General features: G+C 73.7%; 21 protein-coding genes. 12 read left to right on the top strand and 9 right to left on the bottom strand.

Features of this window, described 5'->3' with window-relative positions; translation table 11 throughout:
- On the top strand, positions 1-387 hold a 387-nt coding region (locus tag amrb99_RS34440), incomplete at its 5' end, for a helix-turn-helix domain-containing protein (protein WP_190864132.1).
- A 4-nt stretch (positions 388-391) separates the two neighbouring features.
- Entirely contained in the window at positions 392-1,819 is a 1,428-nt protein-coding gene (locus amrb99_RS34445) for an aldehyde dehydrogenase family protein (RefSeq protein ID WP_190864133.1), read from the top strand.
- A 66-nt stretch (positions 1,820-1,885) separates the two neighbouring features.
- Here amrb99_RS34445 and amrb99_RS34450 read toward each other — a convergent pair whose 3' ends face one another.
- Positions 1,886-2,917, bottom strand: coding sequence for an alpha/beta hydrolase (locus amrb99_RS34450; RefSeq protein WP_190864134.1), 1,032 nt, complete (start codon positions 2,915-2,917; stop codon positions 1,886-1,888).
- Positions 2,918-3,137: 220 nt separating this feature from the next.
- Here amrb99_RS34450 and amrb99_RS34455 point away from each other — a divergent pair, with 220 nt between their 5' ends.
- Positions 3,138-4,100, top strand: coding sequence for an SKP1 family protein (locus amrb99_RS34455; protein WP_190864136.1), 963 nt, complete (start codon positions 3,138-3,140; stop codon positions 4,098-4,100).
- A 90-nt stretch (positions 4,101-4,190) separates the two neighbouring features.
- Here the strand turns inward: amrb99_RS34455 and amrb99_RS34460 are convergent, their stop codons facing one another.
- Together amrb99_RS34460 and amrb99_RS50260 are read right to left on the bottom strand one after the other, a co-directional pair.
- A complete protein-coding gene (locus amrb99_RS34460) occupies positions 4,191-8,834 on the bottom strand; it encodes a hypothetical protein (RefSeq protein WP_190864138.1) in 4,644 nt (1,547 codons plus the stop codon).
- Positions 8,835-9,268: 434 nt separating this feature from the next.
- Complete coding sequence (locus amrb99_RS50260; RefSeq protein WP_206700218.1) at positions 9,269-9,490, bottom strand: hypothetical protein; 222 nt, start codon at positions 9,488-9,490, stop codon at positions 9,269-9,271.
- 40 nt (positions 9,491-9,530) lie between these two features.
- Here amrb99_RS50260 and amrb99_RS50265 point away from each other — a divergent pair, with 40 nt between their 5' ends.
- Positions 9,531-9,908: a hypothetical protein gene (locus amrb99_RS50265; protein WP_206700219.1), complete on the top strand. Its 378-nt coding sequence runs from the start codon at positions 9,531-9,533 to the stop codon at positions 9,906-9,908.
- Positions 9,909-11,653: 1,745 nt separating this feature from the next.
- Here amrb99_RS50265 and amrb99_RS34470 read toward each other — a convergent pair.
- On the bottom strand, positions 11,654-12,931 hold the full coding sequence (locus amrb99_RS34470) for an HNH endonuclease signature motif containing protein (protein WP_190864140.1): 1,278 nt from the start codon (positions 12,929-12,931) through the stop codon (positions 11,654-11,656).
- 664 nt (positions 12,932-13,595) lie between these two features.
- Here amrb99_RS34470 and amrb99_RS34475 point away from each other — a divergent pair.
- The 3 genes from amrb99_RS34475 to amrb99_RS52725 all read left to right on the top strand — a co-directional run bounded on the left by amrb99_RS34475 (position 13,596) and on the right by amrb99_RS52725 (position 15,872).
- Positions 13,596-14,315, top strand: coding sequence for a phytanoyl-CoA dioxygenase family protein (locus amrb99_RS34475; protein ID WP_190864143.1), 720 nt, complete (start codon positions 13,596-13,598; stop codon positions 14,313-14,315).
- 47 nt (positions 14,316-14,362) lie between these two features.
- A protein-coding gene (locus amrb99_RS34480; RefSeq protein WP_347256969.1) for an IS5 family transposase occupies positions 14,363-15,180 on the top strand; the annotation gives its coding sequence in 2 pieces (ribosomal slippage) (positions 14,363-14,710 and positions 14,713-15,180; 816 coding nt in all).
- A 560-nt stretch (positions 15,181-15,740) separates the two neighbouring features.
- A complete protein-coding gene (locus tag amrb99_RS52725; RefSeq protein ID WP_277820132.1) occupies positions 15,741-15,872 on the top strand; it encodes a hypothetical protein in 132 nt (43 codons plus the stop codon).
- A 259-nt stretch (positions 15,873-16,131) separates the two neighbouring features.
- Here the strand turns inward: amrb99_RS52725 and amrb99_RS34485 are convergent, their stop codons facing one another.
- The gene (locus amrb99_RS34485) at positions 16,132-16,293 is read right to left on the bottom strand and encodes a hypothetical protein (RefSeq protein ID WP_190864147.1); all 162 of its coding nucleotides are present in this window, start codon (positions 16,291-16,293) and stop codon (positions 16,132-16,134) included.
- 364 nt (positions 16,294-16,657) lie between these two features.
- Between amrb99_RS34485 and amrb99_RS34490 the strand changes: the two genes are divergently transcribed.
- From amrb99_RS34490 to amrb99_RS34500, 3 genes are all read left to right on the top strand, one after another.
- Positions 16,658-17,230 (top strand): MarR family transcriptional regulator, encoded by a 573-nt coding sequence (locus amrb99_RS34490; protein WP_190864149.1) that lies wholly within the window; start codon positions 16,658-16,660, stop codon positions 17,228-17,230.
- Positions 17,231-17,347: 117 nt separating this feature from the next.
- The gene (locus amrb99_RS34495; protein WP_190864151.1) at positions 17,348-17,635 is read left to right on the top strand and encodes a hypothetical protein; all 288 of its coding nucleotides are present in this window, start codon (positions 17,348-17,350) and stop codon (positions 17,633-17,635) included.
- Positions 17,636-18,023: 388 nt separating this feature from the next.
- Entirely contained in the window at positions 18,024-18,242 is a 219-nt protein-coding gene (locus amrb99_RS34500; RefSeq protein ID WP_190864153.1) for a hypothetical protein, read from the top strand.
- 15 nt (positions 18,243-18,257) lie between these two features.
- Here the strand turns inward: amrb99_RS34500 and amrb99_RS34505 are convergent, their stop codons facing one another.
- A complete protein-coding gene (locus tag amrb99_RS34505) occupies positions 18,258-18,959 on the bottom strand; it encodes a gamma-glutamyl-gamma-aminobutyrate hydrolase family protein (RefSeq protein ID WP_190864155.1) in 702 nt (233 codons plus the stop codon).
- Between the two features lie 46 nt (positions 18,960-19,005).
- Positions 19,006-20,496: an acetyl-CoA carboxylase carboxyltransferase subunit alpha/beta gene (locus tag amrb99_RS34510; protein ID WP_190864157.1), complete on the bottom strand. Its 1,491-nt coding sequence runs from the start codon at positions 20,494-20,496 to the stop codon at positions 19,006-19,008.
- A 122-nt stretch (positions 20,497-20,618) separates the two neighbouring features.
- Here amrb99_RS34510 and amrb99_RS34515 point away from each other — a divergent pair, with 122 nt between their 5' ends.
- Positions 20,619-22,043 (top strand): amidase, encoded by a 1,425-nt coding sequence (locus amrb99_RS34515; protein ID WP_190864159.1) that lies wholly within the window; start codon positions 20,619-20,621, stop codon positions 22,041-22,043.
- Between the two features lie 34 nt (positions 22,044-22,077).
- Here amrb99_RS34515 and amrb99_RS52730 read toward each other — a convergent pair whose 3' ends face one another.
- Positions 22,078-23,442 carry a HAMP domain-containing sensor histidine kinase gene (locus amrb99_RS52730; RefSeq protein WP_190864161.1) on the bottom strand — a complete coding sequence of 455 codons (1,365 nt, stop codon included), beginning with the start codon at positions 23,440-23,442 and terminating at the stop codon, positions 22,078-22,080.
- Between the two features lie 406 nt (positions 23,443-23,848).
- On the opposite strand from amrb99_RS52730, the gene amrb99_RS34525 reads away from it, so the two are divergent.
- Positions 23,849-25,153 (top strand): serine/threonine-protein kinase, encoded by a 1,305-nt coding sequence (locus amrb99_RS34525; RefSeq protein WP_190864163.1) that lies wholly within the window; start codon positions 23,849-23,851, stop codon positions 25,151-25,153.
- Between the two features lie 55 nt (positions 25,154-25,208).
- On the opposite strand, the gene amrb99_RS34530 is transcribed toward amrb99_RS34525, so the two are convergent.
- Positions 25,209-26,327 carry a PP2C family protein-serine/threonine phosphatase gene (locus amrb99_RS34530; protein ID WP_190864166.1) on the bottom strand — a complete coding sequence of 373 codons (1,119 nt, stop codon included), beginning with the start codon at positions 26,325-26,327 and terminating at the stop codon, positions 25,209-25,211.
- Positions 26,328-26,411: the final 84 nt, after the last annotated feature.

Genomic DNA, 26,411 nt, shown 5'->3' on the forward strand with positions numbered 1-26,411 from the left:
TTCGCGCGGGCCGCCCTCGGCCGCCGCGGCTACGACGAGGACCAGGTCCGCGGCTTCCTGCATGGCGTCCTCGGGCTGCTGGAGCCGGCGGCCGCGCGGGCGTTCGCCGCCGCGCTGCTCGCCCCGCTCCAGGCCGAGGACCTGATCGGCACGGTCCGCGCCTACGTCGCCGCCAACGGCCAGGGCGAGGCCGCCGCGCGGGCGCTCGGCGTGCACCGGCACACCCTGCGGTCCCGGATGCGCAAGGCCGCCGAGCTGCTGGGCCGCGACCCCGACGATCCCGCCGCCCGCGCCGAGCTGTGGATCGCACTGGCCGTCACGGACAACGACGGCGGTCCGATTGGCCGTCCTGGAGACTCCCCATCCGGCGCGCCGGAGATAGCGTGAGGTCATGAACGTGACCCCATTCTGGCTGGCCGGTCGCCCCGAGACCGGTGACGGTGAGCTGACCGTTACGCACCCCTACGACGGCCGGGTGGTCGGGACGGCCGCCGTGCCGACGCCCGCACAGGTGGAGGAGGCGGTCGCGGCGGCCGACGCGGTCCGCAAGCGGGCGGCGGCGCTGCCGCTGCACGTGCGCGCCGAGGCCCTCGCGCACGTGTCCGCGCGGCTGGCCGAGCGCGCCGAGGAGGTCGCCCGGCTGATCACCGCCGAGAACGGCAAGCCGCTGCTGTGGGCGCGCGGCGAGGTGACCCGCGCGATCTCCACGTTCCGGTTCGCCGCCGAGGAGGCCCGCCGGTTCAGCGCCACGACGCAGCGCCTGGACACCGACCCCGCCGCCGAGGGGCGGATGGCCTACATCACCCGCGTGCCGAAGGGCCCGGTGCTCGGCATCTCGCCGTTCAACTTCCCGCTGAACCTCGCCGCGCACAAGATCGCCCCGGCGATCGCGGCGGGCACCCCCATCGTGCTGAAGCCGGCGCCCGCCACGCCGCTGTCGGCGCTGCTGCTCGGCGAGCTGCTCGCCGAGACCGACCTGCCCGCCGGGATGTTCTCCGTCCTGCCGGTCCCGAACGACCGCGCCTCCGCGCTGGTCGACGACCCGCGGCTGCCGATCGTGTCGTTCACCGGGTCCGTCCCCGTCGGCTGGGCGATCAACGACCAGGTGCCGCGCAAGCACGTCACCCTGGAGCTCGGCGGCAACGGCGCCGCGGTCGTGCTGCCGGACGCCGACCTCGACTGGGCCGCCGAGCGGATCGGACTGTTCTCCAACTACCAGGCCGGGCAGAGCTGCATCGCCGTCCAGCGCGTCTACGTCGACCGGTCGGTGTACGAGGAGTTCGTGCCGAAGCTGGTCGAGCGGGTCGGTTCCCTCGTCACCGGCGACCCGTGGGACGACAAGACGCAGGTCGGCCCGCTGGTCAGCCAGGACGCCGCCGAGCGCGTCGAGTCCTGGGTGGACGAGGCCGTCGCGGCGGGCGCGAAGGTCCTGGCGGGCGGCACCCGCGAGGGCGCGACCTACGCCCCGACCGTCCTCGCCGACGTCCCGGCGGACGCGAAGGTGGCGCGCGAGGAGGTCTTCGGCCCGGTCATGCTGGTCCAGCCCGTCGACGGCGTGGACGAGGCGTTCGCGCTGGTCAACGACTCGAAGTTCGGCCTGCAGGCGGGCGTGTTCACGCGTAACCTCGACATCGCGTTCCGCGCCCACCGCGAGCTGGACGTGGGCGGCGTCGTCATCGGCGACGTCCCGTCCTACCGCGCCGACCAGATGCCCTACGGCGGCGTGAAGGACTCCGGCGTCGGGCGCGAGGGCCTGCGGTCGGCGATGGCCGACTACACCGAGGAGAAGGTCATGATCCTCACCGGCCTGCCCCTCTGATCACGGCCCGCTCGGGCCCGTCCCGCCGGGGCGGGCCCGTTCGCTCGCGGGCGGGCGGCCACCGGGCTAGAGGAGGCCGGTGCGCAGCGCTCCGGCCGCCTCGGCGAGGGCCTCCTGGAACCGCCCGCCGAGCCCCCACATGTTCGCGAACCCGTGGATCAGGTCCTCCTGCCGCCGCACCGCGACCGGCACCCCGGCCTCCCGCAGCCGCGCGCCGAACGCCTCGCCCTCGTCGCGCAGCGGGTCGAACCCGGCGGTGACGAGGTAGGTGGCCGGGAACCCGCTCAGGTCGTCCGCGAGCAGCGGCGACGCCTTCGGGTCGGTGCGCCGCTCCACGTCCGGGCAGTAGTGGTCGCTGAACCAGACCATGTCGGCGTCGGTCAGGTAGAAGCCGTCGGCGAACAGCTCCCGGGACCGCCGCCGCACCGACATGTCGGTGGCCGGGTAGAACAGCAGCGCGAAGTCCGGCCTGCGGTCCGCGAACGCCCCGACGACCGCCGCGAGGTTCCCGCCCGCGCTGTCGCCGCCGACCGCGACCGCCTCCGGCGACGCGCCGAGCGCCGCCGCGTTCCGCACCGCCCACGCGTACGCCGCGAGCGCGTCGTCCGCCGCCGCCGGGAACCGGTGCTCGGGGGCGAGCCGGTAGTCCACCGACAGCACCCGCAGCTCCGCGTTCACCGCGAGGTACCGGCAGACCGAGTCGTGGGTGTCGATGTCGCCGATCACCCAGCCGCCGCCGTGGAAGAACACCAGCAGCGGCGACCCCTCCGCCAGCCCCTTCGGCTCGTACAGCCGCGCCGGGATCCGGTCCGCGGCGGTCAGGTCCCGCGTCCGGACGGGCCGCTCCGGCAGCCGGTTGATGTACTGCTGCCCGCGGGCGAGGCCCTGCCGCGCCTCCGGCACCGTCGCCCCGGTGAGGCTCGCGCCCTCCAGGCGCGTCATCAGCAGGAGCAGTTGCGCGTCCAGCGCGAGCCGCTGCCCGTCGCGCACCACCGGCCGCCCGGCGATCAGCCGCCGCACCGGACCGGGGAGCGCGAACACGGCGCGGAGCACGGCGCCCGCGACCGACGGCGGGATCTTCTCGGCGAGCTGCGGCATCGACCCTCCAACCACTCGGACGTTCCGGACACCGTACTCCCCGACCCCCCATCCGGCCGAATATGGTTCGGTCCATGACGGACCCCCGCAAGTCGGGCCGGGCGGATCTTCCGGCGGGCGGTGGCCGGGCTCCCCCGCCGCGCGGCCCGTGACGGCGGAAACCCCGTGCGGGCAAGGGGTTCTGGCGGACGGACGGGATGGCTAGGATCGTCGCGGCCGGGTGGCGGAGCGTGACTGGGGCGGGCGGATGCGGCGTTTCTGGAAGGTGCTCACGGGCTACGTCGACGTCGCCGTCGCGTTCGTGCTGGCCGTGGTCATCCTCGGCCTGGACGTCACCGGCATCGCGTCCACCAGCGTGGTGCAGAGCGCGACGATGGCGACGCTCGCGGTCGTGTCGATCGTGCTGCTGCGCGACCGGGCGCGCAGCGACACCCGTGGCGAGACCGTGCAGCGGTCCGTCGACGCGCTGGCGGACGGCCTGCGCCGGCAGCCGGACGTCCAGGTCGTCAGCGGCACCGAGTGCAACCGGGTGCTCGCCGAGGCGCGCCGCGACACCCGGGTGTGGTGGTTCCGCGGCGCGACCGGCGCCTACGTGCGGGCGGTGACGCTCCCGGAGTGCGTGGCCGCCGCGCGGCCGTTCCGGCGCAAGCTGGAGTTCCGGCTGGAGATCCTCGACCCGATGGACCCGGAGCTGTGCGGCCGGTTCGTCGGCCTGCACCAGCGGCTGGCGACCGCGCGGGACGCGCCCGAGCAGAGCTGGTCCGTCGAGGAGACGCGGCGCGAGCTGTTCGCGACGATCCTGGCCGGGTGCTGGCACCAGCAGCGCTACGAGATGCTCGACATCGACATCCGGCTGTCGTCGGCGTACTCGCTGCTGCGCTACGAGATGGCGACCGGCTGCCTGGTCTTCACCCAGCGCGGCCCCGAGTTCCCCGCGCTGGTCATCAACAGCGGCACGCCGACGTACCAGTGCTGGGAGTCGGAGCTGCACGTCAGCTTCCAGCAGGCCAAGCGGCTTCCGCTGGACACCGTCAAACACCTGCGGCTCGGCGAGCGGCCCACGCCGGAGGAGATGCGGCGGGTGTTCCTCGGCCTCGGCATCGAGCTGCCCGCCGACTACACCGAGACCGACCTGGAGGAGATCCGGCGGCTGGCCCTGGAGGCCGGCGACCCCTACGCGTAGCGGCGGCGACCGACCGCGCGCGCAAGGACCGGAGGCGGTCAGGGCCGGGCGCGCGGTCAAGGTCGGTGGGCGGTCAGGGCCGGCGGGCGGTCAGGGCCGGCGGCGGGACGCCCAGGCTTCCTCGAACATCTCGTGGAGGGGGCGCGGGGGCAGCAGGCGCGTGAACGGGCCGCCGACGCTCCTGCCGCGGACCTCCCTGGCGCCGTGGGCGACGAGCTTCGCGGCCTCCACGGGGAGTTCGGGGGCCTTGAGCACGGTCCATTCGCCGGGGACGAACGCGGTGCGACCCGCGCGGGGGCGCTTGTCCTGCTGGACGAGGGCGCGGTCCACCAGCTCCGCCTGCGCCGCCTTGTGCCGGGCGGCCGTCCAGCCGTTCCACCGGCGGACGTTGCGGTCGGTCGGGCGGACGAGGGTGAGCAGCTGCAGGTAGAGGACGGCCGCGTCCTCACTCGTGCCGGTCTCCGCGGCGGCCTCGGCGACCAGGTCCGGGACGCTGAGCAGCGGGTTCGCCTCGTACCCTCCGGGCGGGACGGGGGTGGCGGCGGCGCGGGCCACCATGCGGCCGACCGCTTCGGTGCGCACCACGGTGCCCTCGACGCTCCGGAGCAGGCGGTCCAGTCCGTGGTCGGCGCAGAGGCGTTCAAGGCGCGCGCGGGCGGCCCGGTCGGCGAGCGCCGACGGGCGCAGGATCACGTGCGCGAGCGACGGCCGGCCGTCGACGATCAGCAGGCCGTCGTCGAAGGCGAGCGCGTCGCCGTCCGGCCCGTCGGACACGCCGTCGCGGGTCGCTCTGCGGACGGGGTGGACGTCCGGCCCGAACAGGTCCCTGCGCCGCTCCGCGTCGCCGAGGGAGCAGAGCCCGAGCGGGAGCAGCAGGCCGGGGGCGGCCAGCCGCGCCCTCAGCCGTGCCGCGAGGTCGGGCGCGCCGGAGACCGCCGGGTCGCCGACGGGACGTTCCGTCAGCGCCCACACCAGCACGGACGCGAGCGGGACGTACGGGTCGTGGTCCATCCGCCGCCGGTTCGCCGTGCCGTCGGACGCAAGGGTGTGGACGCCGATGCCGTACGGCTCGTAGTCGGCGACGACGCAGGTCAGGTCGGCGGCGGCGATGGGGGACGCGGCCGGGTCGGCGAGGGCGGCGGCCCAGGTGTCCGGGAGGCCGAGGTCGCGTTCCAGGTCGGCGACCAGGTCCTCGTCCACGACGGCGCGGCGGCCGAGCAGCCCCGACCACGCCTCCGCCATGCGCGCGGCGGCGGCCGCGAAGCCGCCGTCCCCCCACAGCTCGGCGGGGTCGTCGGGGATGCCGGCGGCGACCACGCGCTGCCGGCCGGCGACGCCGAGGCGCTGGGAGAGGTCCTCGGCCTCATGGGCGACCTCCTTGGTCGCCGAGTACGGCCTGCCGCGCAGCATCTTCCGGTGGGCGTCGAACCGGGTGACGAGGTCACCGCCCTCGTAGGCGCGCCGGGGCAGGCCGTCCAGGACGAGCGCCGCGATGGCGCGGCGGACGCCGGTGCGCCGGACGAACGCGGCGACGGCGTCCTCGTCCGGCGCGAGCGGCCCGTTCCGCTCGTACAGGTCGAGGAGGCGGCGGAGGCGGGCGGCGTCGTCGCGGGCGACGGTGACGGTCTCGGTCTTCGTCGCGCCCGCCGGCTCCGGGGCCTCGGCGCGCTGGACGAACCGGTGCGCCCTCTCCGGGGCGATCGGCCCGCCCGCGGACGGGACGGCGCCGACGGCGACGGTCGCGTCCAGCCCGGCGAGGGCGGCCCCGGTCGCGTAGCCGCGCCGCCAGGCGCCGGGCCGGGCGAACGGCTGCTCCGCCCAGGTGCGCAGCAGCGCGGCGAGGGACGCGCGGTCCGCGTCGCTCGTCGACGGCGCGACGAGCCGCCACGCGGCGGCGTCGATCGCGCCGAGCAGCGGCGCCCAGTCGAGGGGCCGCGCGGGCGGGCTGACCAGCCGCGTCGCGTCGTCGATCGTCCCGTCGAGGAAGCTGCCGTCGGCGGCGATCGCGGTGACGGTGGCGGGCCGCGGCGACCGCTCCTGCCCGTTGAGGCGGGGCGGCGGGGGCAGCAGCCCGAGCAGCGCGTCGTCGAGGTCGGTGTCGGGGGTCTCGGCGGGCGGCCGCACCGTCGCGCCGGACCGGATCACCTCGACGCGGCGCGACAGCGCGCGGCGGCGGCGCAGCACGTCCGCGGCCCGCAGCACCGTGTCGACGACGCCGGAGACGATCGCCGGGTCGGCGACCTCGGGCATCTCGCGGGCCAGCGCGTCCCGCACCGCCTCCGGTGAGGGCGCGGCGTCCAGCAGGGCGCGGGCGGCCTGCTCGGTCGTGCCGCGCAGCGCCTCGGACGAGCCGGTGTCACGCGGTGCGAGGAAGTGCCAGAACGCGGGCGGCGGCAACATCGGCCGGCCCTGCGGGTCGACGCTCCACTGCGCCTTCCCGGCGGGGTAGGCGCGCGCCTCCCACAGCAGCGTGCCGTCGGACGCGTCGTAGCAGCGAATCGGCACGTAGGCGTTGGAGTCCTCCAGCGCCACGACGAGATCGGGGCCGCCGGGCATGCGCAGGACGCCCCACGGGTCGCCGAGGTCGTCAGTACGGCGGAGCGTGGCGCGGCGGCCGTCGGTGCCCTCGATCGTCCAGCCGGCCGGCGGACCGCCCTTGCCGCTCTCCATTCTGGCGACGCGGAACCCGGCGAGCCCGCCGGACTGGCCGAGCGGCGACGCGGTCACGCCGTCGGGCAGGCGCACGAGGCTGAACCAGTCGTCGTCCCAGGCGGTGCCGTCCGGCGGGTCGGCCGCGAGGAAGTCCGGCGGCGCGGCGGCCGTGCCGCGCTCGCCCGTCGCCGGATCGAGGACGGCCCAGTCCGCCTGCGAGTACGCGTACCGGGGCGCGCTCCAGATCCGCGTGCCGTCGCCGTACTGCCGCTCGTGGTCGCCGATTCCCTCCCGCCCGCCGGGCCGCAGGACCCGCTCGCCGTCGTAGCGGCCGCCGCCGACCTCGAACTGGTAGCCCTGCCCGCCGCTGCGCAGCCCCCGGCAGGCGACCATGCCCAGCTTGTTCTCCGGCTCGAAGACCTCGTCCGGGGCGCTCGCCCAGAACGCGCGGTCGACGCCGCGCGCGCCCTCCCGCTCCGACCAGCCGACCAGGAAGTCCCCGCCCGCATAGTGGACGGTGCGGACGCTCGTCCCGGCGGGCAGCACGAACGCGCACTCGCCGCGACGTCCCGCATGGTCGACCGCGATGGCGCGGCCGCCGCCGTAGACGGTGAGGACGGGCCAGGTGGACGTGGCGCCGAGAACGTCCTCGCCGAGGTCGACGAGCGCCGCGTCCAGCGCGGGCCAGCCGAGCTCGGCGAGGACGCCGGCGCGCAGCGTGCGGGCGAGCGGGACGGCGAGGTCGAGCGCGGCGAGGGCGTCGCCGATGCCGTCCAGCGCCGCGGCGGTCGGCGGGTCGAGGAGGCCGTCGAGGGCGTCCAGGGCGCGTCCGGCGCCGCCGAGGCCCCCGCCCGCGACCTCGCCGATCAGTGCGGAGAGCCGGTCGTGGACCGCCTTCTCCACGCCGGGCGTCTCGGGCAGCCGCGAGATCGCGGTGCCCTCGCGCAGCCGGGCGTGCACCGTGCCCTCCAGGCGCGGGCCGAGCACCGGGTCGGCGGCGAGCGCCGTCAGGTCGCGGCGGGACTCCGCGCCCCAGAAGTGCAGGGGCGTGCCCGGGCCCGGGTCCTCCACCCGGACGCCCTCGGCGAGGCACGCGTCGACGAGGTCGGCGTCGAAGTGGGCGGCGCCGCGGTAACGGGACTCGTGCAGCCGCACCGGGACGGACTCGGCGCGCAGCCGTGGCGCGAGCCTCGGCAGCGCCGCGAACAGCTCGTCCGGCATCCGCTGGCGGGTGATGCCCCCGTACGGGACGCGGACGTAGGAGTAGTGCGCGGAGAACGCGCCGAGCCACCCCGCGAGGCCGCCCGACGGCCGGACGTCACCGGACGCCATCGCGTCGATCACCCCGGCGGCGTCCAGCATCCGCAGCCAGGCGGCGCCGTCGACCGCCCCGATTGGGAAGACCCCGGCGAGCCCGGCGCGCAGCTCCGGCGGCGGCGCCGCCTTGGCGAAGACCTTGGCGGCGCCGTCGAGCAGGCCGTCGGGAACGGCGGTGCCGCGCGCGTCGGCGAGCGCCTGCGCGAGGATCGCCGCGTCCTCGTCGAGACCGAGGCCCGCGGCCTTCGCGGACCTGCGGACACGGGTGTGCAGGTCGGCGGGCGGCGCCGCGCCGCCCCTCCCCCACGCGGCCACGAACCGGGCGAACTCGCGGTGCGCGCGGTCGGCGGGGTAGGTCGCGGCGAGCCATTCCTGATGCTCGCGGACGCGAGCCGCGCCGATCGCCCCGGCCCGCGCGAACAGCAGGGCGTTGTCCACCCGGTACCGGTCGTCGACCGGCAGCGCGTGCCGGGCCTCGGCGTCGCGGGCGTCCGCGTACGCGGTGGCGGCGTGCTTGGGCGCGACCCCGGCGAGCCGGTGGCCGACGGTGTCCCAGAACCACGGCAGGTGCGCGGCGGGGAGGCCGCGCGCCTCGCGCTTCATGTCGTCCAGGAACCGGCCGGGCCGCTCGTGGGCGCGCCCGAGCCCGGCGCGGAGCGTCGCGAGCAACTTCTCCGCGCCCGGCGCGGCGCCGGGATCGGCCTCCTCGACCCAGTCCAGGTAGAGGGTCGACTGTGCGGGATCTGCCGGAAGCAGCGGGGACATGGCGGGCAGTATGGCAGCGTCCCCGGACATAACACACGGGAAACGATCAAGCGAGGGCGACCGCCCCGGCCCACAGCGGCCGCGTCCCGCCTCTTACTCCGGCGCGGGAAGGATCGGGCCCCAGACTCGGCTGCACGTACGCAAGGCCCTCGACATACTTCGGATCCATCGCACGCTCAGGCGTCGGCTCGCCAAGCCGCTCCTGAGTCGCCAGCGGATCCCGAACGCGCCCGCCCTTGTCGCCCCAGAACAGCTCGGTCGGACACGTGACCACGGCGGCCCCGCCCCGACCGCACGCTCCACCACCGCGTCGGCGTCCGAACAGCCGCAGCAGTCCCGGCGTCTCCAGGGGGAACGGCGAGTCGAACATGAGCACGACCGAGTCGCCGTTCCGGGCCTCGGCGTGCCCGATCCGCCCGTCCACCCCATCCGGCTCAGCTCCGCGCCGCCGTGCGCACGTTCACCGCCGCCGCGGACGCGGGCCGCTTCCAGGACGCCGCTGCGAAACTGTCGATCACCAGCTCTCCAAGCACATCGCTGCCCCCGAGAAGGACCTCGACGTCCGCCTGTTCACCCGCACCGCCCGCGTCACCATCGACGGGCAGGCGCTCCTCCCCGACGCCCGCGCCCTCCTCCAAGCCCGAGGAGCGCGCCATCGCCTCCGTCGCCCCCGGCCGCCGAGCGCTCCGCGTCGACGTGATCGGCCGGCGGCTCGCCCCCGCCGGCCTGCTCCGCGACTTCCACCGCGCTTACCCCGCCATCCCCCTCGACGTCGTGCCCCTCTTCGACGCCGACGCCGCCCTCGCCCCGATCGCCTCCGGCACCATCGACGCGTCCGTCCGCGCCCTCACGGCCCCCGACCGGCTCCCCGCCGCCCTCGACTCCACCCGCGTCCTCGACGAACCCGTCCAGCTCGTCACCGGCCCGCCCACCCGTTCGCCGCCGCCCGCGCCGTCCGCCCCGCCGACCTCGCCGGACACCGGATCTGGATGCCCGGCATCGTCCCGGCACCGAGTGGGCCTCCTTCTACGACGACCTCGCCATCGACCCCGTCGGCCCCCACTTCGGCCTTGAACCGCTCCTCGACGCCATCGCCGACTCCGCCGCGCTGACCACCTTCGTCGGCGACCGGACCCGCCTGGTGCGGCCCGCCGACCACGACCTGCGCCGCGTCCCCGTCCACGACCCGACACCCGTCTACCCGCACTCCGTCATCTGGCACCGCGACAACCAGCACCCTCACCGCACTCCGCGCCCACCTCGGCTCTCCGCCCGCCGCCCCCGGCACCTGGACCCCGCACTGGGCGCACCGCGCACCGTCCCCGGCGTAACACCGCATGAAGTGGCGGCGGCGGTGACGAGTTGGGGTTGTTGCCTCGCCGCTCCGGCGCGCAACCACACTCACCATGGCGTTCGGGTGAGCCGAGGACCCCAGGCAGTTCTTCACCGCTGCCGCTGCGCTGCCGTCGCCGTCGTCGCCGCAGGTGCGCGATTGAGGCGGTCGGATGGGCGGTGATGCATCAGAGATGCGGTACTCGGGGTGACGGGGAAGCTTCGACGAACCGCGAAAACACCAGGCGGAGACCTATAGGGCTGGCCACACGACCCAAGACCCGGCGCTTGGCAGAGGGGCCGCGCGCATAGGGAAGGACCCGGTGCGTGGCGAGCGCGTGGCGTGCGGCGAACGGCGAGGCGGGTTGTCTGCGGGGGACGAAGAGAGAAAGTGGACGCCTCTAGGAGAGTGCTCTTCGGGGCGTGAGGATTTCGGAGTGATGGGTGGAAGGAGTGCCACGGTCTTCGAGTTGGGTGTTCGGGAGACTGGCAAGAGGGGTGTTCGGGTGGTGGGGTGGCGCTTGCGTACGGGGCCGCCCCTCCAAAGTCAAGGGCGCCTTCGGCGTCGCTTCGCGATGGACTTCGTCCACCCTTGACTTTGGAGCCTCTGCGGCCCCTGAGGCAGCGTTAGGGGCAGGCTCCGCCTGCCCCGCCCCCGGGTCGCGCCACCCCACCACCCCCTTCCGTCAGGTACCAAGGGGCAGCAAGGAGGTAGGGGCGAGGCACCAGCAGTTCCCCAACACCATCACCAGATCCCTCGCTGGAAAGGCCCAGAACTTCCTTCGTGGGAGGCATCGGCCACTCACAACACGCCATGGCTGTTACAGCATTGCCGATCACTCTGGCCGTGGGGCTGTGGGAACGCGCGATGCGGCTGCCATGCGGCGTTAACCACTGCGGCGGTATCACTCAAGTCGTCCCGATATCGCGCTGTCAGGGTGCATGCGGCATGCAGGCCCGACTGGCTCGCCCGTCATCGGAATGGATGTGGCGGACACCGGCGCAGGGCGTGGCGCGCGCTGATGTTGCTAGCGACGGGGCGGTGATGCGGCTCAGCCCCAGGGGCGCCGGGTTGGCCGATGCCGCAGGGCGGCGTAGTGAACGGGCGGGCCGCGGCCTCCGCTAAGCGCCGTCTGGAGAGGACAGGCGCAGCCGGTGCGGAAAGGTCGCCTGTGGTGTCGGCATGCCAGGGCCGCCGTCATCGGCGTGGATGCGGGCGGACCGGCGCAGGGCGTAGCCGAGTGTGGTGTTGCCGAGGGTGGGTGGTGACGCGGTCCAGTCCAGGGGCGGTGTGGGCGGGCCGGTCCGGTGAGCGGTGTAGTGGCCGGTTGGGGCGGTCTCTGAAGGGTTGTCTGGTGGTGGGGCATACGCAGCCGGTGGGAGGCGGTCGCGTGGCGTGTGGGCATGCCGCGGCCGCCCGTCATCAGTGGGGATGCGGGCGGACCGGCGTGGGCATGACCGAGCCCGGTGTTACCGGGGTGGTGCGGTTATGCGGCCCAGTCGAGCGCGGGGTTGTCAGGTGGGCCGATGCTGCCTGGTGGTCCGGCCCCGGTTGCTGATCCTCGGGCGTCGGGTGGCGGGAGCAGCCGGTAGACGTATCGCCCGTCCTGATCCTTGGTGATCTGGATCTGGTCGGGGTGACTGTGTTTGAAGCGGTTGTGCCATCCGCAGGTGAGTGCGAGTTGGTCGATGTCGGTGGGCGATCGCCCGAGCGCCCATCCGTGCACGTGGTCGACTTCGCACAGCGTCCCGGGCACTTCGCAGCCCCGCACCGCACAGGAGGAGTACAGCGTCTCCAGCACCTGCCGTTGGGCCGCACTGGCGAAGCGTTCCCGGTGGCCGAGGTAGAGCGGAGTGTTCCCGCGCCCGAGCAGGAGGGGCGACACTCCGGCCGAGAGGGCGATGCGGCGGGCCTGGGCGGCGGGGATCGGCGTCCCGTCGGTGAGGCGGGCCGAGGCGTTGCCGCCGGTCAGCGTCTCCAGGTCGCAGATCACGGTGACCTTGGACGCCTTGTGCCCGCCCGACAGCACGCTCGACAGCGCCGCCGCCGTCCGCTCTGCGAGGTCACGACGGTCGTCCGGTCCGGCCGGCTTGGCCAGCGGGGCGAGGGTGCCGTCCCAGATCGCGGCGTCTTCGGGGTTCAGCCAGCCCTTGACGTACCGGCCGCCGTCCAGCGAACGCGTGGTCGTCAGCCAGGACTTGTCGTAGCCGCGCCTGGTGTCCTCGTCCGGTGCTTCTTCGGTGTCGTCGCGCTCGGCGATGAGGTCGCGGATCCGGCGGCCGAACGCGGCGACCTTCCCGGCTGAGAAGCCCTGCTCGACAAAGCCGAGGAGGATTGTCTCGGCTTCGGCGCAGTCGGTGTCGTCGAGGCGGGCGACCGAGTCGGTGATGGTGGCGGCGTATCCGTAGGACAGTTCTCCGGCCGCGAGCTGTGCGCAGACTTCCGGTAGGCGGTGGCGCTGTCGGGCGAGGGTGAGGCGTTCCTTGGCGCGGCTGTCGCGCATGCCCAAACTCGAGCGCAGCCATGCTTGGGTGGAGGGGTATCCCCACCGGGCGTGCTCTCCGGCGGCGTCGACTCGGCCGATGAATCCGGCGAGCGCGCTTTCCTGCATATCGGACGCGGCCACAAGTGTTTCGGTGAGTTCCAGGCACGCGGCCGCTGATTCGGGGGCTTCTCGCGATGCGAGTTCAGTGGCGATGGTTGAGAGCGCGTTCACCAGTTCCATGGTGGACGCGGCCTCAAGCTCGACCGTCACTGATTGCATACGTAAATAGTACCCTGTGTGACCGACGTTCGAGGCCGTTCAAGGCCGTTCGGGCCACATTCTTCTCGGTATCTTTTCGGCGGGAAAGGCGGCCGGAGCGCATGGCCTTTATCGATCTTCGTACCTCGCGGAAGGGGGAGTTCGTCTCTTGGTTCCTGACGGAGGGGGGTGGTGGGGTGGCGCGACCCGGGGGCGGGGCAGGCGGAGCCTGCCCCCATCACCTGCCTAGGGGCCGCAGAGGCTCCAAAGTCAAGGGTGGACGAAGTCCATCGCGAAGCGACGCCGAAGGCGCCCTTGACTTTGGAGGGGCGGCCCCGTACGCAAGCGCCACCCCACCACCCGAACACCCCTCTCGCCCCATCGGAATAGCACCCCTCGAAGAACACCTGAACACCATCCCGAGGACTGCTCGAAGACTCCTCCGGCTACCGCCCAACTCCCGAACAGTTTCATGCTGCCCTTTCGCCCCACCCCGACGCCGATGCCGGTTCACCCCGCCGCCGACCGGAACCCCAGCCACGGCCCAACTACCGGCGCACTCACCAATCCCGAGGACCGTCGCTCCCGACCAGTCCCCAGAGCCATGCAGCCCCCAACGATTCCCGACCCCGGCGCGCGTTTATTCAGTCGCTCTCGGCCGGACGGGCTGTCTATGGTCGATCGGATGTTGAGCGACGCGCAGATTGACGAGTTCGTGAAGCGGGGCTACATCGTGGTCCCGCAGGTGGTGACGGGTGACGTCCTGGACTCGGCAGTGCAGCGGATCGACGAGATCACCGCTGCGGCACCACCCGCCGCCGACAAGCGCGGGGCCCACTTCTATTTTCTCGACACCGAGGACGAGCCGGCCCTGATCGCGCCTCTCACCGGCAGCCCCGCCTTCGGCCTCGCCGAGGGGCTGGTAGGCCACGGCACCCTAGAGCTTCCCGGGCAGGTTCAGATCTCGTTGAATATCCCGCCGTTCTCGCACCGCCCCGGCGCGCCTCACATCGACGCCGCCAATGCCGAGCCGACCGGCGGGCCCGTCCGCGGCACCTTCACCATGCTTGCCGGGATCCTGATGACCGACCAGCTCGGCGAGAACTCCGGCAATCTGTGGGTCTGGCCGGGCACGCATCTGAAGCATGCCGAGTACTTCCGTCAGCACGGCCCGCAAATGTTCTGCGCGTACCCGAAGATCGACCTCCCGGAGCCCGTCCAGATCACAGGACGCGCCGGAGATCTGCTGCTTGCACACTATCTCCTTGGCCATAATATCGGCGGCAACTACGAATCCGACCGGACGCGACGAGCGCTCTATTTCCGACTCAGCAGTGTCGGGCACGCGGACCGTCGAGAAGAGTTCCTTCAGGACGTCTGGCTGGACTACGAGCCGATCTCTTAGAGCGTGTCTCACGTGGGTGCGGGTGTTCTGCGGGATAATGCGGGATCGTGTCGTCGGATCTTGCGTTGCGTCTGGTGCCGGATGAGTTGTGGGAGCTTGCCGAGCCGCTGATCCCGGCGTTCAGGCCACGGCGGCAGGGTGGTGGGACGGCGGCGGTGAGCGATCGGGTGGTGTTCACCGCGATCGTGTACGTGCTGACCAGTGGGTGTGCGTGGCGGCATCTGCCTGCGGAGTTCGGTGTCAGTGTGCCGACCGCGCATCGCCGGTTCACCACTTGGACGCGGGCGGGATTGTGGCCGCGGCTGCATCGCGCGGTGCTGGACGAACTGGGTGCGCGAGGGCAGGTGGACTGGGCGTCGGCGATCGTGGACGCCGCGGCCGTCCGCGCGAAAAGGGGGGCACGCTGACCGGCCCCAATCCGGTCGATCGGGGCAAGAAGGGCAGCAAACTCCACGTGCTGTCCGATGCCGCCGGGCTGCCGCTGGTGGTCGCGGTGTCGGCGGCCAACGTCCACGACAGCCAGGCCCTCAAGCCGCTGCTGATGGCGTTGCCGGCGATCCGATCGCGCCGTGGGCCACGTCGGCGACGGCCGGCGAAGATGCGCGCCGACAAGGCGTACCACTCCGTCGAACACCGAACCTGGCTGCGGCGACGTGGAATCGTGCCGCACATCGCCCGGCCCGGCATCGAGTCCGGCGAGCGCCTGGGCCGAAATCGCTGGGTGATCGAACGAACACTGGCCTGGCTGTTCGGTTACCGGCGCCTGACCGTCCGCTACGAACGCCATGGCCACCTGTTCAACGCCTTCCTCGTCCTGGCTGCCGCTATCACCTGCTACAAGAAGCTCGCCAAACAGTCCACATGAGACACGCTCTTAGGCGACTTTCCGAGTCGAGCATGGGATCTGGGACGGGCCGGCCCGAGATAGGCAGCAAAGCTCATTCGCAGGACGGCGGCGACGAGAATGAGTCCGGGCAGCACCCGCGTGAGCGTGGAGACCTTTTCGGCGTCGAGCAGTGCGTTAAATTTGAGCAGGCTGGCGACGAATACGGCGCCCAGTCCCGCACAGGCGGCCGGGCGATGAGGCGGTTCCAGGCGTTTCCGCTGCGGTGGTCGCGCGAGTCAGGCCACGATGGCCGCCGAGGTCAGGGCCAGCAGGAGGATGACGCCGAGCGCGCAAAGCTTGGTGAACCACTTGGAGAGGGTGAAGGACGCGGTCCTTGCCGGAGAAGGCGAAGACCATCACAACGACCGCAGCGAGCACAGTCCGGGCCAGCGATCCGTTGTGTGGAGAGCCGTCCGGCGACGTGGGTCCGGCTCAGCGGACCGGGCAGGACATTTTCGCGGCCAAGTGAGAAGAGCAGCGGCCACGGCGTTACGAAGACCGAAGCGCAGCGAAGAAGCTGGTGCCCAGGAAGATCTGGCGTGGTCGGCGAAAAGCCCCCCGACGTGCTCTTCGGAAAGGGCGAAGACGAGGCCGGACCCGTCCTTCTGGCGCGTCCGATGATGCCGGACGTGCTGGTGCCGACGTTCGTCGCCCGGGCAGTGAAGGCGTAGAACACGCCGATGACGGCCACGGAAATGCAGGTGGCACGGTTGACGGCCCGTCGCGGTCGCGGCATTCGCCGTAGAGGGCGGCGGCCTCGAATCCCATGAAGCCAGCCATGGCGAGGCGGAGGCGGCTCGGACGCGTCTGAGAGCTGGGCGAGGTCGAAGACCAGGACGGTGAGGAACTCGACGGCGAGCAGCACGCCGAGGACGGCGACGCCGAGCAGCGCGACCGTCTACCAGGGCAGGTCAAGGCCGGTCTCGGAGTTCAGGAGGTCGGAGGCGTGAAGCCGAACCGCCCGTGCCGGTCGATCTGCATGGCGTTGTAGGAGATGAGTTCGATGAAGGCGGCGCCGACGACGGCGACGCTTCCGAGCCCGTGGGTGATGTAAGCGTGGAAGGCGCCGGCGTTGGTGATGGAACGGCCCATCGCGGCGTACCGCCGGTGAAGACGGCGAGGAGGACGTACAGCAGCGGGATGCCAACTACGCCGGTGACGGCGAAGGAGGTCGGCAGCCTGTCGGCGGCGACGGTCACGGGAGCGGACGCCGCGACGACGAAGAACACTGTCTCGTGGGCGCCGAGGCGGCGTCCGGTGCCGGAGGAGGAGGGGACACGACTTCAGGGATCGCCGCCGCTCCACGGCCGGTGCGGGTCCGCGGTGCCACGGATTGTTCCGGCAGGCATAAGTTCGCTCACCCATCTTCATATGGGCCCAAACGAGCACCGACCGAGGGTAGATTCGCAGTCCGGCCCGCACGGAGGCGCCGGGCCGCATCCGGGGAGGAACGCGCGTGACCGGCCATCACACATTGCAAGAGACCGAGCAGGCCGTCCAGCGGCGGCTCGGCGACGTGCCGCTGCGCCATGACGCGATGATGGCGGTCTCGAACATCTACCGCGCCGCCGCCGCGATCCGGCAGCACTTCGAGAGTTCGGTGCTGCGCGGCGCGGACCTCACCTGGACGGCGTTCGTCGTGCTGTGGGTCGTGTGGATCTGGGACGAGATGGAGACCCGGCACGTCGCCGAGGAGGCCCGGATCTCCAAGGGCACGCTGACCGGCGTGGTCAAGACCCTGGAGGGGCGCGGGCTGATCGAGCGCGGCTCGCACGCGACGGACGGGCGCCTCGTCCTGCTGCGACTGACCGACAAGGGTCAGGAGTTGATGCGCGGGCTGTTCCCGGCGTTCAACGCCGAGGAGGCGTTCGTGGTGGAAAGGCTGAGCAGGGACGAGAACCGGGCGCTGGCGCAGACGCTGCGCTCGGTGGTCGAGCACCTGGAGGATGAGGGCGACGCGCGGCGGGAGGTGCTGCGGGCCGAGTCGCCGTTCCCGCCGCGTCGCTCGGGTCGCCGTCCCCGCGCCTGACCCGCACACCCGCCCGGCGTGCGACATCACGCTGCGCGATTCCCGCGAGCACGCGCTTCCCGGCAACGAGGACCCGCTCACCCCGCCCGGCCGGTTTTGCCGCTGAGCGCGATCGCCTTGGTCACGACTCGGATCCGCCTCGCCGCCACCCCCGTCCTCGCGCCGCGGCCCGCTCGCGACATCGGCATGCTCGACCCGCTGTCGGAGGGATGCCTGGTCGTCCAGCCGGAGTCGCTGCAAGTACGCGGCGCGATCCTGGACGAGCAACTCAAGATTTTGAGACCTGCTCTGCCGCGGCTCGCCTGTCTCCAAGCCGGGAAACCGCACCCACCCACCGCCCGCACGGCACGCGGATGTGGTTCGGTGGGCAGCATCTCAGACGAGCTGGAGCCGGAACGGCGGTGACCGAGAGCCTCGGAGGTTCAGCGGTGCGGTTTGCGGATCCTGTGGGACTCTCAGTCGCCGGCGAGCGCCATGAAGACGACCCCTTCCGGAGCGGTCGGCTGCGCGTCGCGGGCGTCGCGGATCGGCAGTGGAGCCGTCCGCGCCCTTCGATTTCGACCTCGACGACCGGCGGTCGGCGCGAGTTCGCCGGGGTGCCGCCTGCCAGCTCGCCGTTGACGTAGGTGTGGAGTATTGCCGGGGACGACGCGCTGGGCGATCGACCGGCCGTGTGACCTGCCGCACTCCGGAGCGCTGTAAGAGTTCACCCCGATGCGTCGCGTAGCCAGACCGTGACATGCTGTCGCCAAGAGGGCGTCAGGGGGATCCCTCAGGACAGGAAAGCGATCACATGCCGGACAACACCGAGCCCGGCCGCCCGGCCGCCCGGGACCTGGTCTCCGCACGGAACTGCAAGGCCCACCGGCTCGCCGCGTGGAGCCTCGCGGCGCTCGCCGCCCTGGCCGCGCTCGCCGCGGTCCTCGCCTCGACCGTCCCGCGCCGCCGGCGAGGCACCCGGCACCGCCCTTCCGAGCGGAGGTTCCCGCGCCCGGGTCCGCGCGGGAGCTGATCGCGAGCGCCCGGCTCAGGCGGCGGCCACGCGGGCGAGGTAGGCGTCGAGGAGGGCGGTGGTGCGGGCGACGGAGGCGGCCTCGGTGCGGCGCAGATCGGCCATGATCGCGGTGGGATCGGCGCCCGCGGCGCGCATCTCGGCGTCGCCACCGTGGGCCAGCCAGAGGCCGAACTCGGCGACGGTGATCTCGGGATGGAACTGCAGGCCCATCGCGCGGCCCAGCACGAACGCCTGCGAGCAGACCTCGCTGCGGGCGATCTCCACGGCGCCGGGCGGCAGGATCCAGCGGTCGTAGTGGAACTGGAACCAGGGGCCGGGGCCGACGAGCGACGGGTCGTCGGTGTCCACGTCCACCCAGCCCATCTCGGGACGCGGCGCGCGCTCGACGCGGCCGCCGAGGGCGGCGGCGAGGGCCTGGCCGCCGAAGCAGACGCCCAGCAGCGGGACGCCCGCCGCGTGCGCCTTGGCGAGCATGGCGAGTTCCGGGACGACCCAGGACGCGACGCCGGGATCGTTCACCGACCACGGCGCGCCCATGGGGACGATGAGGTCCCAGTCGAGGGGGTCGGGGTACTCCAGGCGCACGTCCGGCGTCAGGTACCGCTCGGCGGGCACGACCGCCAGTTCCTCGACGTCGTAGCCGCGCGCGGCGAGCCGGTCGGTGACCGGGCCGGCGGGCGAGGCGTGGTCGTGCTGGATGAGCAGGGCGCGCACCGGCACCTCCTTCCCCGCGCATCGTAGGAACCCGAATGAAATGGGGTCAACGGGACGGCCGGTAGCGGGCCTGCCGCGCCGCGGCGGTGCCCGGGGCCAGGCCGGTCAGCTCCCGTTCGATCGCGGCGGCGGCGCGCCGGCAGAACTCCTCCGGCTCGTCGGCGGCGTCGGGGCGCTCGTCGACCACGGCGTCCACCAGGCCGTCCCGCAGCAGGTCGGCGGACCGGACGCCCTGCGACGCGGCCATCTCCGCGGCCCGCGACGGCGTCCGGTGCACGATCACCGAGGCGCCCTCGGGCGGCAGCGGCGCGAGCCAGCCGTGCCGGGCCGCGAGCACCCGGTCGGCGGGCAGCAGCGCCAGCGCGGCGCCGCCCGTCCCCTCGCCCATCAGCAGGCACAGCGTCGGCGCCGCGAGCGTGACCAGGTCGGCGAGGCAGCGGGCGATCTCCCCCGCGAGCCCGCCTTCCTCCGCCTCCGCGGACAGCGCCGCGCCCGGCGTGTCCACCACGGTGACCAGCGGGAGCCCGAGTTCGGCGGCCAGCCCCATGCCGCGCCGCGCCGCGCGCAGGCCGTCCGGGCCGAGCGGGTGCCCGGCGCGCTGGCCGTGCCGGTCCTGCCCGACGAGCACGCACGGCGCGTCGCCGAACCGGGCCAGCGCGAGCGTCAGTCCCCGCCCGGCCTCGCCCTGCCCGGTGCCCGACAGCGGCGTGACGTCCGCGGCGCCGTACCGGAGCAGTTCCCGCACGCCGGGACGGTCCGGGCGGCGGGACCGTTCGATCGACTCCCAGGCATCGTCGCCGGCGGGCGCGCCACCCGGTGCCGCCGCGGCGTCCCGAGGCGGGCGTCCGGGCCGGGCGGACGGCGCGCACAGCACGGACAGCGCGCGCGACGCCACCTCCGCCAGGTCGTCCAAGCCCACGACGGCGTCCACGAGCCCCTTGGCCGCCAGGTTCTCGGCGACCTGGACGCCGGGCGGGAACGGCTCCCCGTACAGGCCCTCGTAGACGCGCGGCCCCAGGAACCCGATCAGCGCGCCGGGCTCGGCGGCCGTCACGTGCCCGAGCGACCCCCACGACGCGAACACCCCGCCCGTCGTGGGATGCCGCAGGTGGACGAGGTAGGGCAGCCCGGCGGCGCGGTGCGCCATGACGGCGGCGGTGATGCGGGCCATCTGGACGAACGCGGCGGTGCCCTCCTGCATCCGCGTCCCGCCCGAGGACGGCGCGGCGAGCAGCGGCAGGCGCTCGGCGGTGGCGCGCTCGACGGCCGCGACGATCCGGTCCGCGGTGGCGGCCCCGATCGACCCGGCCAGGAAGCGGAACTCCGACACGACGAACGCGACCCGCCGGCCGCGCAGCAGCCCCTCGCCGGTCAGGACCGCCTCGTCGGTGCCGGCGCGCTCGCGGGCGGCGGCGAGGTCGTCCCCGTAGGGCGTGCCGGGGGCGGGCTGCCCGGCGGGCGGGCCGTCCCAGGACGTCCAGCCGTCCTCGTCCAGCACGCGCCGCAGCAGTTCCCGAGCGCCGACCCGTTCCGTCACCGCACCTCCTCCGGCCTTCCCGGCCGATGACCGCCTTTCCAGAATGATGACCGCGTGCGCGGCCGGACGGTCACCCGGGGTGGACACTGGGATCGCCCACAGTTCAGCGAAGGGAAACGCCGTTGCCTTCGGAACGCGACGAGATCTGCTTCTCCTCCGCCCGCGACCTCGCCCGCCGCGTCCGCGACCGCGACCTGTCCGCGCGGGAGGTCGCGCAGGCGCACCTCGACCGGATCGAACGGACGAACCCGCACGTCAACGCGGTCGTCACGCTCGTTCCCGAACGGGCGTTGGAGGAGGCCCGCGCCGCCGACGAGCGGCTCGCGTCCGGCGCGGAGCCGGGGCCGCTGCACGGGCTGCCCGTCGCGCACAAGGACACCCACGCCACCGCCGGGATCCGCACCACGTCCGGGTCGCCGATCTTCGCCGACCACGTCCCGGACGCGGACGAGTTGGTCGTCGAGCGGATGCGGGCGGCGGGCGTCATCACGCTCGGCAAGACGAACGTGCCGGAGTTCGCCGCCGGGTCGCACACCTTCAACCCGCTGTTCGGGCTGACCCGCAACCCCTACGACCCGTCGCGGTCGGCGGGCGGCAGCAGCGGCGGCGCGGCGGCCGCGCTGGCGTGCGGGATGCACCCGCTCGCCGACGGCAGCGACATGGGCGGCTCGCTGCGCAATCCGGCGTCGTTCTGCAACGTGGTCGGGTTCCGGCCGTCGCCCGGCCGGGTGCCGTCGTGGCCGGTCCCGGCGGGCTGGTCGACCATGGGCGTGCAGGGGCCTATGGCGCGGTCGGTCGCGGACGCGGCGTTCCTGTTGTCGGTGCTCGCCGGCCCGGACCCGCGCAGCCCCATCGCCCTGGAGACGCCCGGCTCCGCGTTCGGCCTCCCCCTCGACCGGGACATGTCCGGCGTGCGGCTGGCGTGGGCGCCCGACCTCGGCGGCGCGGTCCCGGTCGACCCCGCCGTCACCGCCGTCCTCGAACCGGCCGTGAAGGTCTTCACCGATCTCGGCTGCGTCGTCGAGGAGGCGTGCCCCGATCTGACCGGCGCCGACGAGGTGTTCCGCACGCTGCGCGCCTGGCACTGGGACATCGTCCTCGGCCCGCTGCTGGACGAGCGCCGCGCCGACTTCAAGGCGTCCCTCGCCCGCAACATCGAGGAGGGCCGCGCCCTCACCGCCGCCGACGTCGGGCGCGCCGAGGTGCTGCACACCGCGCTGTTCCACCGCGTCCGGGAGTTCTTCGGCCGCTACGACGCGCTGCTGGCGCCGGTCAGCCAGGTGCCGCCGTTCGACGCGGACCTGGAGTATCCGGACGAGGTCGCAGGGCACGCCATGCCCGACTACCTGGAGTGGATGCGGTCATGCTTCCTGGTGTCGGCGACCGGCTCGCCCGCGCTGTCGGTGCCCGCGGGGTTCACCTCCGGCGGCCTGCCCGTCGGGCTCCAGATCGTCGGGCCGCACCGCGCCGACCTCGCCGTCCTGCGGATCGGGCACGCGTTCGAGCAGGCCACCGGCCACGCCCGCCGCCGCCCCGCCCTCGCCTGAGCGCGTCCCGCCCTCGCCTGAGCGCGCCGGGCCGCTAGTCGTCCTCAGCGGGGATGCGCAGGATGAACCGGGCGCCGCCGTCGCCGTCGGCGGCCACCAGCGTCCCGCCGTGTGCGCGCGCGATGTCGCGGGAGATGGTCAGGCCGAGGCCGGTGCCGCCCTTGTCGCGGCGCCGTCCCTCGGCCAGCCGTTGGAACCGCCAGAAGATCCGCTCCCGGTCCTCGGGCGGGATGCCCGACCCGTCGTCGCGCACCTCCAGCACCGCGTCCGGGCCGTCCCGCGCCGCGGTCACCCAGATCCGCGACCGGGCGTGCCGCTCGGCGTTGTCCAGCAGGTTCGTCAGCAGCCTGACCAGCTGCTCCGGCGTCGCGCGGACCGCGATCCCCTCCGCCGCGTCGACCTCCACCGGGACGCGCCTGTCCCGCCGCGCCACCTCGGTCCGCACCAGCGCGCCGAAGTCGACCCGCTCCCGCTCGACGTGCACGCCCGCGCCCAGCTTCGCCAGGATCAGCAGGTCGGTGACGATGCCCTGCAACCGGTCGGCGTCCGCCAGCGCCGCCCGCGCGACCGCCGGCCAGTCCTCGTCCTCCGGGTGCTGCAGCGCCAGCTCCAGCTGCGTCCGCAGCCCGGTCAGCGGGCTGCGCAGCTCGTGCGAGACGTCCCCGACGAACCCGCGCTGCCGCTCCATGACGCCCTCCAGCCGGTGCAGCGTCAGGTTCACCGACTGCGCCAGCTCCGACACCTCGTCGGACGCCTCCGGGACGGTGACCCGGCCAGGCTCGCCGCCGGTGATGTCCGCCAGCTGGTCGCTCATCTCCCGCACCGGCCGCAGCGCCCGCCGCACCGCCGCCGCCACGATCCACGCCACCAGCGCGGTCCCGACCAGCACCGCCCCCGCGAGGAGCCCGATGAACGCGCCCCTGTTGCTGGTGAACGGCGTCAGCGGGGCTCCCGCGTACACGGTCCGCCAGCCGAACGACGTCGCCACCCGTTCCCCGACCACGTAGACGTCCGTCTGGAAGCGCGGCGAGCGGATGACGTGGTCCTCGAGACGGCCCGGGATCCTCGGGGGTGGGACCTTCGGCGGGGGACGGCCGCGCAGCGCCTCGCTGGAGGCGAGCACCCGCCCCTGGTCGTCCACCACCTGCAGCAGCGTGAAGCCGGCATCCCGCACCGGCAGCAGTCCGTGCGGGTCGGTCTCGCGGACCAGCGTGACCAGGTCGCCGACCACGAGGGCACCGCGCCCGTGCAGGCCGCGGTACACGGTCCGCTGGACGGCCGTGTAGAAGACCACGACACCGGCGACGAGCACGATCGCGACCATCAGGGTCGCGGCGGCGGTGATCCGGGCCCGCACCGACCAGCTGGAGGGCGACAGCCTCTTCCCGAGAACCCGCACCCCGGCGCTCTCCCCCTCCCGTCACGCGGACGCCGGCGCCGCGCCGCGTCCCAGCGCCCGGGAGGAGTGCGCAGAACTGGTTGTTACCGGACCATTGCCCGGTGAAACCTCGCGCCGCGCGGGTGACCGATGCCCGCACGGACGGCGCCTCCCACCCCTGGGGTGCCGCCCGCGCGGGCATCGCCTTCGGTGCCGCCAGCTCGCCCTCCGCCCGCGCGCCGAGGAGGATTTCCGACGGGATCGGGCTTGCTGTCGAACGAGTCCTACTCTGCCCGTCCCCTGTGGACTGGACGCTACATCGACGTGACGATCACGTTTCCAGTTCTTCCTGGGGGAACGGGCCATATTCTGCCGATGAACGGGGATGGGTGGACGCAAGAGACGCAAGGGAGTCGGGAACACCGCCATGGACGGAGACATTCGGCCGCTCGAGCCTGCCGACCCGCGCACGGTCGGCGGGCTCACGCTGCTGGGCCGGCTCGGCTCGGGCGGCATGGGCACCGTGTATCTCGGCACCGACCCGGTGTCCGGCGGGCGCGTCGCGGTGAAGACCATCCATCCGCACCTCGCCGGGGACGAGTCGTACCGGCGGCGGTTCAAGGACGAGGCGGACCTGGCGAGCCGGGTCGCCTCCTTCTGCACGGCGCGGGTCCTCGCGCACGGCGAGGACGACGGCCGTCCCTACCTCGTCACCGACTACGTCGGGGGCATCTCGCTGCACCAGCGGCTCAGCTCGGGCGGGCCGCTGCCGCCCGCGGACCTGCACGGCGTGGCGGTCGGCGTCGCCTCGGCGCTGGCCGCGATCCACGCGGCGGGGCTGGTGCACCGCGACCTCAAGCCCGCCAACGTGATGCTGACGCTGTCCGGCTGCCGCGTCATCGACTTCGGGATCGCGCGCAGCCAGGACTCCGGCGGCGTCACCGCGGCGACCGGCAAGGTGCTCGGCACGCCCGGCTGGATGGCGCCGGAGGTGCTGCGCGGCGGCCCGGCGACCCCGGCCGCCGACATCTTCGCGTGGGGCTGCCTGATCGCGCACGCCGGCACCGGCCGGATGCCGTTCGGCGGCGACCCGGCGGCGCTGCGGGTCACCGACGCCGCACCCGACCTGTCCGGGCTGCCGGAGCCGCTGCTGCCGGCCGTCCGGTCGGCGCTGTCGCACGACCCGGCGGACCGTCCGACCGCCTCGGACCTGCTGCTGAGCCTGGTGGAGCAGCCGCAGGCGGGCGACTGGCCGGCGGCACCGCCGAACGGGGCGCCCGCCGCGGTGCCGTCGTCGCCGCCCAACGGGGTGCGGGGGCCGCGGTCCAAGACGACGCCGCCCGACGGGTCGCCGGGGAAGGCGTCGCACCCGTCCGTGGCGGCGGACGCCGCGTCCACCGACACGCGGGCGTTCAACCCGATGGGCATCGCGGGCACGCTGTCCATCAACCGCGCTCGGGTCCTCGCGGCGGCCGGGGCCGCCGCGGGGACCGTGCTGGTCGGCGCGGTCATCCTCGGGCTGACGCAGGCGAAAGGCGATCCGCACGGTCACGCCTCGACGCCGGTGAGGCCGACGGCGTCCGCGCACGCCACGAAGAAGGCGCGGACGACCGCGCCCCGGCCGACCAAGCGGGCGACGGTCCGAGTGCACTCGCCGAAGACGGCGCCGAAACAGGTCCCGAAGCAAAAGGCCAAGCATGGGAAGGGCAAGGGGAAGGGCAAGCGGCACTGACCCGCCTGCACCGGACCCGCCCGGCGCCGGCCCGGCCGCCCCGTACTCGCCCCGCTTAGGTGCGCCAGATGAGGACGAGGGCGCAGTCGTCGTCGCGGGCGGCCGCCATCCTCTCCACCAGCTCGCGGGCGCCGGTGCCGAAGCCCTGCGGGACGAGCCGTTCGGCCTCGCCCAGCAGCCGGTCGATCCCGGCGTCCAGGTCGCTGCCGGGCGACTCGACCAGGCCGTCGGTGTAGAGCATCAGCGCGTCGCCGGGACGGAGCGTCCCGCGGTCGGGGACGCAGTGCAGCTCGGGCACGATGCCGAGGACGACGCCCTTGGCCGGGCTGACCTGCCACGCGCCGCTGCCCGCGTCGAACTGGACGGCGGGCGGGTGCCCGGCCGAGCCGACCGTGTACTCCCCGGTCTTCAGGTCGACGACGACGTGCACCGCCGTGACGAATCCCTCGTCCCAGCGCTGCTTCTGGAGGTAGACGTTGCAGGCGGGAAGGAACCGGTCGGGTTGGAGCGATCCAAGCAATCCCCCGAAAGCGCCGGACAGCATCAGCGCCCGGGTGCCGGCGTCCGTGCCCTTCCCCGACACGTCGACCAGCGCGACCTCCAGCGTGTCGCCCTCCAGCGACGAGACCACGAAGTCCCCGCCGAAGGACGAGCCGCCCGCCTGGAGCATGACGACCTCCGCCGCCCAGCCGTCCGGCAGCTCGGGCATCTCGCCCTGGCGGCGCAGCCGGTCGCGCAGCTCCAGCAGCATCGAGTCGCCGCGCAGCCCCTGCACGCCGAGCTGCTGGCGGGTGCGGGCGAGGGTCAGCGCGAGCACGGCGGTGATCGACAGCGTTGCGACGATGCCGGGGCCGATCGCCTCGACGCCCCGCCACGCGTCGTAGCACACCATCGCGATGACGACCGCCAGCAGCGCGAGGAGGCTGCGGACCTTCAGCAGCAGGCCGCCGCCCAGGACGATGAGCACCAGCGCGCCGGACGGCGCCAGCCCCCGGGCGTCGTGCCCCGTCGCGATCCCGATCGCGATCGCCGCCACGGCCAGCACCGCGAAGACGTACCGCTCCCTGGTCAGCTTCCCCTGCCGCATCGCCCGGTACAGGGCGACCAGCGGCGGAATCCTGCGCAGGAAGGCGCGGATCCGCGGCGGAAGCATCTGCACCAGTCGTTGAAGCATGACTCGGGCACTGTATCGAGCATTCGCGACGGCGGGCGGGCATCCGGGCCACCGGTGACGTGTTGCAACGGTCCAGCTGCGTTC

It is taken from the genome of Actinomadura sp. RB99 (assembly GCF_014706005.1).
In the GTDB taxonomy this organism is placed as follows: domain Bacteria; phylum Actinomycetota; class Actinomycetes; order Streptosporangiales; family Streptosporangiaceae; genus Spirillospora.

Bases quoted from the DNA above. Each gene is read 5' to 3' on its own strand.
- amrb99_RS34445 (WP_190864133.1), top strand. From the start codon at position 392: ATGAACGTGACCCCATTCTGGCTGGCCGGTCGCCCCGAGACCGGTGAC.
- amrb99_RS34450 (WP_190864134.1), bottom strand. From the start codon at position 2,917: ATGCCGCAGCTCGCCGAGAAGATCCCGCCGTCGGTCGCGGGCGCCGTG.
- amrb99_RS34460 (WP_190864138.1), bottom strand. From the start codon at position 8,834: ATGTCCCCGCTGCTTCCGGCAGATCCCGCACAGTCGACCCTCTACCTG.
- amrb99_RS50260 (WP_206700218.1), bottom strand. From the start codon at position 9,490: ATGGCGCGCTCCTCGGGCTTGGAGGAGGGCGCGGGCGTCGGGGAGGAG.
- amrb99_RS34470 (WP_190864140.1), bottom strand. From the start codon at position 12,931: ATGCAATCAGTGACGGTCGAGCTTGAGGCCGCGTCCACCATGGAACTG.
- amrb99_RS34475 (WP_190864143.1), top strand. From the start codon at position 13,596: ATGTTGAGCGACGCGCAGATTGACGAGTTCGTGAAGCGGGGCTACATC.
- amrb99_RS34485 (WP_190864147.1), bottom strand. From the start codon at position 16,293: ATGGGCCGTTCCATCACCAACGCCGGCGCCTTCCACGCTTACATCACC.
- amrb99_RS34500 (WP_190864153.1), top strand. From the start codon at position 18,024: ATGCCGGACAACACCGAGCCCGGCCGCCCGGCCGCCCGGGACCTGGTC.
- amrb99_RS34525 (WP_190864163.1), top strand. From the start codon at position 23,849: ATGGACGGAGACATTCGGCCGCTCGAGCCTGCCGACCCGCGCACGGTC.
- amrb99_RS34530 (WP_190864166.1), bottom strand. From the start codon at position 26,327: ATGCTTCAACGACTGGTGCAGATGCTTCCGCCGCGGATCCGCGCCTTC.